We start from the raw sequence: 9,950 nt of genomic DNA on the forward strand, positions 1-9,950 counted from the left end.
ACTAATACTCCAATGTATCGATATCCTGCGGATGCTTATTAATCGTCATGCTCTTAACCGTTGCATCGCGCATGTGAATCACCCGATCTGCAATAGGGGCTAGCGCGCCATTGTGGGTCACGATAATCACCGTCGCTCCTTTTTGACGAGACATGTCTTGGAGAATTTTCAAGACTTGCTTCCCCGTCTGATAATCCAAGGCACCTGTCGGTTCATCACAGAGGAGAATTTTAGGATTTTTGGCTACTGCCCGTGCGATGGAGACTCGCTGTTGCTCCCCTCCAGAAAGCTGGGCTGGAAAGTTATTGAGGCGATGACCTAGCCCTACATCTGTCAAAACCTGCTCTGGATCTAAGGCATCTGTCACGATTTCTGAGGCCAGTTCCACGTTTTCCTTGGCTGTCAGATTGGAGACCAGATTGTAAAATTGAAAAACAAAACCTACACCTTCACGACGATAGTTTGTTCGTTGGTGCGAACTATAGTTGGCAATATTGGCACCATCAATCCAAATCTTCCCCTCATCATTGGTATCCATACCTCCTAGGAGATTGAGAACGGTTGATTTTCCAGCACCTGAAGCACCAAGTATGATAACCAGCTCCCCTTTTTCAATTTCAAAATTCACATCACGATTAGCCACAATCTCCGTATCCCCAACCTGGTAACGCTTGTAGCTGTGTTTCATTTCAATATAAGCCATATCGTTTATCTCCTTTTCAAAGCTCATTTTCTTAAATCAACAAGGTGTTGATTCTAAATCACAAATATTATATAATGGGCTAAGTCAAAAAGCAATAATCAAAAATCAACAAAGTGTTGATTTAAGAAAAAGGAAGAGAAATGGTTCAGAAACGAAAAACTACTACTAAGGAAGACATCAAAGAAGCTTTGATTCAGCTGCTATCAGAGGAGAAATTTGAAAATATATCAATTAGTAAACTCTGCAAACGCGCAGGAATTAATAGGGGAACTTTCTATCTACACTATGAAGACAAATATCAAATGATTGACAGTTTTAAAAGTGAAATCATTTCCCAGCTCTACATTTTTTTAGAAAAAGAAAGAGAATCTCCTAGAAAGTTTATGTTAGCAAATTTCTATATATTACGTTCGAACGAACGCCTCATCAACGCCTTGTCCCAAAGTCATTACATAGACTTTCGTGGTGCAATTCGTGAATTTCTAAGTAGCATTATTCTAACTGAAAATCAAAAAGAAAAGACTCGTCATTTCTTATCTGAAAACTTCCAAATTCCTCACAAATACGCTTTGGAAATCTTCTTATCAAGTATTGAAGGAATTATTTCTCTTTGGATTGCTGGGGGAGCTCAAGAAGAACCGGAAGAAATCACGGATATAATCTTATCAACCTATAACTACGAACACTGGAGCTACGAATCAAAAGAAGATTAATTCATACAACTTACTATTTCATAAGCTATATCCTCTCATTTTATACTTTTTCAATTAGCTAAATTGCCTTTTTTTAAACTTAGATACAAAAAAGCCTAGGAATCCTAGGCTTTCTGTTTATAGATTATTTTCCAAGGTAGTATTCAGAAACTACGTTCAATTTTTCGTCAAATTCGAATACCAATGGTGGGAAGTTAGGGATTTCCACGTCCATGATTTCGTCATCTGACAAGCGTTTGATGTGTTTTACAAGGGCACGGATTGAGTTACCGTGAGCTCCTACGAATACGTTTTTACCATCTTTAAGTGCTGGAGCGATTTTGTCTTCCCAGAATGGAAGGGCACGTTCCAAAGTCACTTTCAAGTTTTCAGCATCTGGGATAACTGAGTCGTCAAGTGAAGCGTAACGACGGTCAGTGTGTGCTGAATGCTCATCATCACGATCCATGTTTGGAGGCAATACATCGTATGAACGACGCCAGATGTGAACTTGCTCATCACCAAATTGTTCAGCAGCTTCAGCTTTGTTTTTACCAGTCAAACCACCGTAGTGACGTTCGTTCAAGCGCCATGATTTTTCAACTGGAACCCACAATTGGTCAGAAGCTTCAAGAGCCAAGTTTGTTGTTTTGATCGCACGTTTCAATACTGAAGTGTAAGCTTGGTCAAATTCGATACCAGCTTCTTTGATCAATTTACCAGCGTCAATCGCTTGTTGTGTTCCTTTTTCAGACAAATCAACATCAGCCCAACCAGTGAAAAGGTTAGCTTTGTTCCATTCAGACTCACCGTGGCGAGCAAAAACCAATTTTACCATTAGATGGATTCTCCTTTTATTTTTCGAGGTTGCCCTCGTTTATCTATTCTATTTTACACAATTTTTCACAAAAAAGCTAGTTAAAATCAACTAAAAAGAGAGAACAGTGTCCTCTCATCTAGTTATTATTAATTCGCGATATTCAATCAAGAAACGATTGCAATTATTTGTTATTTAAAGCATCAATTATACGATCAGTATTCTTAGTTACATTAGTATCATTGTAACGATTATGAATTAGACCTTCAATTGTTTCTTTGCAATTTTCAAGATTAGCTTTTTCAAATACTACCACACTGACAACATGTGTTCCACCAGAAGTAAGATGCAAAACTAGTAGAGTCTGAAAAGCGCTTAGCACTGTTAATACATCATATGCCGCTAATATCAATCCTCCGATAAATGAATTTTGCATCATTGAAAGGTCAATAAGAGCGAAAATTATACCCCAAGCAAATGATTTGAAATCAATACGAAATGAACTATCTACACTTGCAACATGGTCAACAGGAATTGTTTTATTTTGAGAACCCAGTGGAATAACTTTTAAAATAGTATTAGGGTTAGAAGTTTTTATAAAGACTCCCTCTAAAGTAATGGAAGCTTTTAAATACGATGCAATGAAAGATTATTTCATAATATTCTCTTTTTATTTTTTCAAGTTGTATTACATCATGTTTTCTTATAAAAAAAAAGCATTTTGCTAACATATTCTTTCGCCAGATAATTCTTTAAATAAAAAACAACCCTCAAACGGGTTGTTTCACTAGACGATCAGACAAGGCCACGGACTTCTTTTAAAAATTTAGAAAAAGTAACAGCACCTTTAATGATTAGAAATCCTCCTATCCACTCGGTCGCTGAAAGAAAGCCCAGCACGCCACCAATGATAAATAAAACAGAAGGCAGCTTTCGAAGTTGTTGATCTTCTTCGAAATAGATTAGCATAAAGGTCCCAAATGCAATTATCAAAATCTTAAAAAATGTCAGGAGCAGGGAAAAGGCAACCGTGACAACCAGCATTTTTGAAGGATCTTTATAGATGAGGGCACCAGTATAGGATAGCAAAAATCGTAGGACAGGTCCCAAAAGCAAGGTTATACCTGCCAGCATGCCCAGTCTCCAATTGAGTCGAACCAATCTATCTCTCTCCATAAAAACCTCCTTCTCTCGTAGCTATCATTCTACCATATTTGCTCCAGAAACAAAAGACCTTCTCCGTCACAAACAAATCGCTTACCAGCTTTCAGACATCCGAACATAAAAAGAGAAGATCTGTCGATCCTCCCTTTTCATTTTCCAACCCTTATTTCTTAAAAATAGAGGTTCTGAAGTCTTTTGTTTGGTCAAGATAAGCTTTAAAGATTGCTCTCTTCAACTTATGAACGGCACTGTCATACTCTGGATTATAGTTGCTCCAACGAGGACTTACAGCATCCTTGAGAACAGCTTGGTCCATGAGGGCTTGCAATTCACTCACTTGATTGATGGTCTCTGTCGTATAGTTTGGCCATGGTTTTGTCGGATCTTTAAAGGTCACTTGTTTCAAGTTTTTAAACTGATCCACACGTTCTTTGTACATGGCTTTCTTGAAATCTGCCCAAGATGCATACTTGCCTTCAAATACCTTTTCCAAAACAAGATCATCTGTAACCAATCCGCGTTCTTTACCATAGAGATTGATGGTTTTACCTTTTTGTTTGGCAATTTCTTCGTATTGGTTGGAGATATAAGGTACCATTCCATCCTTAAAGCCTTTGGCAGCCAAAAGTTCGTAAGCGATCCGACGTCCCATAAGGTCCCCTGGCGTGCCTTTCTCACTGCTGAGAGCTGAAAAGATTGGGGCAAAGAGTTTAATTGTATAGTAGCCATTTCGTTCATAGTCGCCAGTCTGGTACTCACGAGCTGACAAGATGTTATGGTCAATCAAACTATCAAAACTATTCAGGTTTCGGGCCTCTTCTTCTGTCAATTCTTTGACTACGTTAGTGGCATAAACCTCATTTCCATCTGCTGGATCTTTCACATACTTGTTCTCAATTTTTCTGAGAGCCGCCATTTTCTGGTAAACATTTAGTTTGTTAACGATTGATTGCCCTTCGAGATATTCCAGCATGTAGATAAGGTCAAACATGTTATGGACATAGTTCTGAAGATCTGCTGCGTTTTGGAATCTCTCTGTCGGATCCAAGACTTGCAGACGGGATCCCTCTGTACTATCTGATTTTGAGTGTTTCAAGATAGAATTGATGGTAATGGTTGCGTCACTCGGTTGGTCAGGGGCTTGCAATAAGCCTTTTGCAAAGAACTCTGGTCCCAAGCCGCTTCTTCGACCATAGCCGCCAAGGTAGATATCCTGATCCGAATCATGGGTCATCTCATGGGTATATGTAATGGCTCCATCCTTGTCTAGCATACGGTAAGACATATAGTAGACACCATCCCCTGTAGCGTAGGCTCCATGCTGGTTGTGAACTACCTTATTGCCAACTGGTCCAAAGAAGTTCTTCATGGCTGGATTGGAACTATCAAACTTAGCCTCCAATGTAGCTTTTCCTGAGGTTGTGTCATCCCCAAACTTATAAGCATCATAAAGCAAGATGGTACGATAGAGTTTTTCACGTGATTGTTCATCTAAAATACGATACCAATAATCATAGTGATCTCGCTGGCGTTTGGCTGTTTCACGCGCATTTTCTTCAACAAAGTCATTGAGAGCCTTGCCCGCTTTATGCTCACTATTGCGGTAGCGATCATAGGCTCCAAATCCTAGACTAGACAAGGTTGAGATGACAAAGACTAATCTTTCTGGCAAGGTTAGGAGAGGCAAGACCATATTGCGGTATTTCCATGTGGCACTCGTGATTCGGTCATAGACACCGATAGAATACTTAGTCTCAGCTTGCTCTTGCTTGGCTTTAACCTCTGCAATATTGGATTTTTCTTCGACGATGTAAGCCTTAGTCTCTGATTTAAACCAGTCATTGTTGCTTGTATTTGGTAAAAAGACTTTTCGGTAATGTTCTAGCGTGCTAAATAAATCTGTCGTTCCATGATGACTAGCTAGACTAATAGAATAAGTATCGACATTATTCTTAGCTAGAAGATTGTTAAAGCCAGATTTACCTAACTCAATCAGAGTGTCCAGTGGTGAAGCATTTCCCTTACCAAAGAAGTCCAGGTGGTACAGAACCAGGTCTTTGACGTTTACCTGACCATAGCTGAAGTTGTACCAACGTTCCAGATAGGTCAAGCCAAGTAGCAAGGCTTCCTTGTTGCGTTTGATTTTATCTACAAGATAGCCCTTGGTAACTGGGTTGTCACCAGCCAGTCCAGCATCCGCTGACAAGAGTTTTTTCAAACTGTCTTCCAGATGTTCCTTGGTTTTGGCGAACTGGTCTTCAAGGTAGAGCTCAGTCTGCTCGACTTTTGGAGAAATACCGAGTGTCTTTCTGATTGCTTCTGAGCGGTAGTCAACCTTTTGTAAGTCAGGTAAGACTTGTTTGATGATAGAGCTTTGGTCATACAGGAATTGGTTTGGAGTATAGAGAAGTCCCGTATTTCCTAGACTATATTCTGCTAAATTGGCGAAATCAGCCTGGTATTTGAGATTGAGTTTCTCATATGAATGGTCCTTGTAGTGTAGCAAGAGTTTGTTTGCAGTCTCTTTGTTAGAAACAATGTCTGTGATGACTTGGTTATCCTTCATCATGACTACTGACAAGAGTTCTTTTTGATATAAAAGACTGTTCTCATTGACCAGATTTCCGTATTTGACGATGGTTGCCTTGTTGTAGAAAGGTAACAATTTTTCAATGTTCTTATAAGCCAAGTCGCGCTTAGCTTGATAATGGTCCACCTTAGAAAAGTCACTGTCCTTCTTGCCACTTGTTGAGAGGGGCTCCACTATTGGTAGAGTGAGAGGATTGATGGCTGCTTTTTTGCTTTCGATTTGGGAAGCATCTAGCATTGTCCCTCTTTCTTCAAAGGATTCCTTGCTGACGACCTCATCCTTGACCAAGGTGACATTGTAGACTCTGTTGGCCTTGCTGCTGAATGTGTCCTTCACCTTCATATCATTATAGTGGTAACCAGTGATGGCATTGCCGTTGGTTACATTGATATCGCTGAGGACATTGGTCAAACTTCCAGCATGCTTTTCTAGATTAGAAGTTCGGTCCCACAAATAGCCTGCTACTCCCGCGACTCTACCAAAGTGCTTGGCATTGTTAATATCGCCTTCAGCATAGCTATCTTGGATTTGTGCATCCTGATCTACTAGACCTGCAAGACCACCCACAGTCTGATCTGAACTATTTGTGTTAGATGAAATGGCTACTGTCGCTTTTGACTTCGTCAGCAAAGCCCTGCTACCTGTCAAATGACCGACCAGACCACCGATATTATAGGCAGCAGTCGTTTCATACGTGTTGATAATTCTTCCCTTGAAACTGCTCTCTGTGATGCTTGATTGATCAGCCTTAGCCAGCAAACCACCGATACCACGTTCACCGGCCAGAACACCATCGACATGAACTTGTTTAATCTTTGTGCCATTCTGGGCTTCATAGGCCAGTGAACCGATATCATCTTTCCCTGAAATAGAGACATTTTTCAGACTCAATTTTTCTACTGTGGCGCCACTCAAGGTTTCAAACAGAGGCTTTTTCAAGTTGTAAATAGCATACTGCTTGCCATCTTTTTCACCGATCAGCTGACCAGTAAAGGTACCCTTGATGTAGGATTTAGCTTCAGGCTCTAACTCCACTTCGTTGGCATTCAAACTGGCTGCTAAATGATAGGTTCCAGAGAGATTCTGGTTGATAGCTTTGACTAGGTTGCTAAAGGAAGTAAAGGTTGTCGTTTCCTCTGTAGCCTTCTTAGCTAGGTAGAAGGTGAAATTATCAACATATTTATTTTCTAGCTCTTGCTGGAGTTTCTCAGCCTTGGCTGTGATTTTATAAACTGGCTGGCCATCTTTCGTTTCAGCCGTTATTGAAGCGACTGGTAGATAGACATCTTTAAACGACGAAGATGTAACCTTGACAAAGTAAGTGTCTGGATTACTTGGGACACCGTCTAAAGAAACGTGTTGTTTGTAAGTACCATTGGTCTGACTATACAACTCCAGATCCGAAACATTTCTTAGCTCAAGCGTCTTCTCTGGATCTTTTTCTTTTGGTTTCTCTGTCGGAGCTTCTGGTTTTACTTGCTCAGTATTACCAGTATATTCTGGAAGAGGAGCGACTTGTTCCGGTTCAACGACGGCTCCTGCTTGAGTGCCTGTATATTCTGGTATTTCAGTTGTCTCTGGGGCTACTATTGCACCAGATTGCTCACCTGTATATTCCGGTAGGGAAGACTGGGTCTCTGGTTCCACAATCGCACCTGATTGCGTATCTGTATACTCAGGTTTTTCGGTTGTCTCTGGGCCTACAATCGCTCCCGCTTGAGTTCCTTTATACTCTGGTGTTGGTGGTACCTGTTCAGGCTCTACGATTGCTCCAGACTGCTCGCCTGTATAGGTTGGTTTGTCAGCTGTTTCTGGTTCCACCAAAGCACCAGACTGGACGCCCCCAACCTCTGGCTCAACTTGTTCCGGTTCAACGATGGCACCAGCTTGCGTTCCCTGATACTCAGGTAGCGGAGCAACTTGCTCGGGTTCAACGACTGCTCCAGCTTGGGTGCCAGTATATTCTGGTTTTTCGGCTATCTCTGGGGCTACAATCGTTCCCGCTTGATTCCCATTGTATTCTGGTAATGGAGCCTGGGTCTCAGGCTCTCCTTTTTTTGCAGACTGAGGTGCTTCACTCGGCACAACTGCCTTCTTAGTCCCTTTTTCTACTATACGTGGCAGGGCTTCTTCTAATTTAGTTGATAGAACTTCTCGGGAAATTTCTTGGTTTTCAACAGTGAAAATGCGAACGACTTCAACCTTCTTCCCAGCACGACCTTCTTGTTTGACATGGATGGTTCCCTCTGTTAGTTCTGGATTTTCCTGAACCAGTTCTGGAACATCTAGTTTGGTTACAATTTCTTGGTCTTTGTATAGGAGCTCTGGTTTGTTCACGCGACCAGCCAAGACTTCATCCTGAGGATCTACACTAGCAAGACCAGATGGATTTTGATTGGATGAATCTTGAGATGGGATTGGCTTGTCAGCAGGGAGTGTAGGAGATGGAGCTTTCTGCTCATCTCCTGCCCTTTGTCTACCTTCATTGGTCTGAAAATGAGGCTGAACCGTGTAGTCAAATTTCTGATCCCTAGCAGCAGTTTCTTGCTGATTAATCTCTTTGTCTTGCTTAATATAGCCTAGGTAGGTATATCCTGACAGGGCGCGTGGCAAAGGCAGACTATCTCCTTGAGATAATTGGTATTCCTGATTGTATTGGAGCAAAAGTTGATTTTCGATAGCATGAACCGAAGAAGCCAAACCACTGCCCATTCCTGTTATCAAGACAACTTTCAACAGTGCTTTCTTTTTGCCTTTCTTTTTCGATACGACAAAAATAAGAAGGCCAATCGAAGCTAGGACTCCACCAGTTAAAACACTAGTAAGGCTATTCTGCCCACCTGTATTGGGCAACTGACCCAGCTGAGCTTTCTCATCCATACGGTAGACTAGATAATAGGTGCTCTCACTATCTTCCGTAATTTTAGGAATGCCCTTTACAATCAAGTCCTTCTCTTGACTACTTAGCTCTGTATCCGTCACATATTTGTAGTGAACAGCTGCATTTTCTTGAGCAAATACGATCCCACTGCTCGCAATGGACACAAAAAATAGGCTTGAAATCGAAGCTGACACAAGTCCAATTGCTAATTTTCGTAAGGAGAAACGATGCTGCTTCTCTCCAAAAAACTTTTTCATTCTAAATCCTCTCAACTTTTCAACCTCTATCAAGAAAATAACTAGCATTATATTTTGATATAGGTATTTCACATCCACCATTATACTATAAAAAGAGTTGCTTGTCTCAAATAAATGCTTTAGATTTTACGATTGTCAATGCTTATTTATCCTGTCAAATTTCCCCCTGATTGATGACAAAAAAGAAGGCTAACCGCCTTCTCTTATTTGAAAATAATCCTAACAAAAAGTCATTATTCTTGAATTTCGAATTTTTTCAAAAGTCCAAAATAGAGGGATCCACCAATGATTGTCAGAATTCCTCCTACCCATCCCAAGAATGGGATCAATCCAACAGAACCACCTACGATAAACAAAACAGACGGTGCTGGCGTCACACGTTCATCGTCCTTGTAATAGACAATAGACACAATTCCTAAAACCAAGACAGCAATTTTTACCAATGCCAAAATGATTGAAAAAATCGTCAATATACCAACTGTTGCATCAGAGTCCTCCGTCGCCGCAGCAGCCCCAACAGCTATCATAAACATAACAAGAGGTGCCAACAGCAAGACGATACCTGAAATAAGACCAAAAATCGCATTTACGCGAGCAAGTGCTTTTGTTTTCATCCGAATCTCCTTAAAAAAATTTTACAACTATCATTTTATCATATTTTCATGAAAAACAAAAGAAATTTTAAAACGAGTATACTAGATGGTGAATGATTTCAAATTTCTCTCCAAACATTTAGAGTAATAACTCTGTCATGTATCAATTTGTTTGTAAATTCATTCGTCTTCTCCACTGAGCAAGCCATTCACCTAAAAAAAGAAGATCACTTGGATCTTCTTTTTTCGTGTC

Annotated in this window: 7 protein-coding genes; 1 reads left to right on the plus strand and 6 read right to left on the minus strand. The window is 40.6% G+C overall.

Annotation, left to right across the window (positions count from 1 at the left end; genetic code table 11):
* Window position 1: 1 nt before the first annotated feature.
* Window positions 2–703 (minus strand): ABC transporter ATP-binding protein, encoded by a 702-nt coding sequence (locus TZ92_RS08590; protein ID WP_033630066.1) that lies wholly within the window; start codon window positions 701–703, stop codon window positions 2–4.
* Window positions 704–843: 140 nt separating this feature from the next.
* Between TZ92_RS08590 and TZ92_RS08595 the strand changes: the two genes are divergently transcribed.
* Window positions 844–1,416 carry a TetR/AcrR family transcriptional regulator gene (locus TZ92_RS08595; protein ID WP_000250301.1) on the plus strand — a complete coding sequence of 191 codons (573 nt, stop codon included), beginning with the start codon at window positions 844–846 and terminating at the stop codon, window positions 1,414–1,416.
* A 124-nt stretch (window positions 1,417–1,540) separates the two neighbouring features.
* Here the strand turns inward: TZ92_RS08595 and TZ92_RS08600 are convergent, their stop codons facing one another.
* From TZ92_RS08600 to TZ92_RS08620, 5 genes are all read right to left on the minus strand, one after another.
* Window positions 1,541–2,233, minus strand: a complete 693-nt coding sequence (locus TZ92_RS08600) for a phosphoglycerate mutase (protein ID WP_000240130.1) — start codon at window positions 2,231–2,233, stop codon at window positions 1,541–1,543.
* 163 nt (window positions 2,234–2,396) lie between these two features.
* Window positions 2,397–2,648, minus strand: coding sequence for a hypothetical protein (locus TZ92_RS08605; protein ID WP_241767529.1), 252 nt, complete (start codon window positions 2,646–2,648; stop codon window positions 2,397–2,399).
* Between the two features lie 359 nt (window positions 2,649–3,007).
* Entirely contained in the window at window positions 3,008–3,388 is a 381-nt protein-coding gene (locus TZ92_RS08610; RefSeq protein WP_033630068.1) for a hypothetical protein, read from the minus strand.
* 151 nt (window positions 3,389–3,539) lie between these two features.
* On the minus strand, window positions 3,540–9,104 hold the full coding sequence (locus tag TZ92_RS08615; RefSeq protein WP_033630069.1) for a ZmpA/ZmpB/ZmpC family metallo-endopeptidase: 5,565 nt from the start codon (window positions 9,102–9,104) through the stop codon (window positions 3,540–3,542).
* A 233-nt stretch (window positions 9,105–9,337) separates the two neighbouring features.
* Entirely contained in the window at window positions 9,338–9,718 is a 381-nt protein-coding gene (locus tag TZ92_RS08620) for a hypothetical protein (RefSeq protein ID WP_000849881.1), read from the minus strand.
* Window positions 9,719–9,950 lie beyond the last annotated feature (232 nt).

It is taken from the genome of Streptococcus oralis subsp. oralis, assembly GCF_000960035.1.
Classification (GTDB): domain Bacteria; phylum Bacillota; class Bacilli; order Lactobacillales; family Streptococcaceae; genus Streptococcus; species Streptococcus oralis_G.

Bases quoted from the DNA above. Each gene is read 5' to 3' on its own strand.
- TZ92_RS08590 (WP_033630066.1), bottom strand. From the start codon at position 703: ATGGCTTATATTGAAATGAAACACAGCTACAAGCGTTACCAGGTTGGG.
- TZ92_RS08595 (WP_000250301.1), top strand. From the start codon at position 844: ATGGTTCAGAAACGAAAAACTACTACTAAGGAAGACATCAAAGAAGCT.
- TZ92_RS08600 (WP_000240130.1), bottom strand. From the start codon at position 2,233: ATGGTAAAATTGGTTTTTGCTCGCCACGGTGAGTCTGAATGGAACAAA.
- TZ92_RS08605 (WP_241767529.1), bottom strand. From the start codon at position 2,648: ATGCAAAATTCATTTATCGGAGGATTGATATTAGCGGCATATGATGTA.
- TZ92_RS08610 (WP_033630068.1), bottom strand. From the start codon at position 3,388: ATGGAGAGAGATAGATTGGTTCGACTCAATTGGAGACTGGGCATGCTG.
- TZ92_RS08615 (WP_033630069.1), bottom strand. From the start codon at position 9,104: ATGAAAAAGTTTTTTGGAGAGAAGCAGCATCGTTTCTCCTTACGAAAA.
- TZ92_RS08620 (WP_000849881.1), bottom strand. From the start codon at position 9,718: ATGAAAACAAAAGCACTTGCTCGCGTAAATGCGATTTTTGGTCTTATT.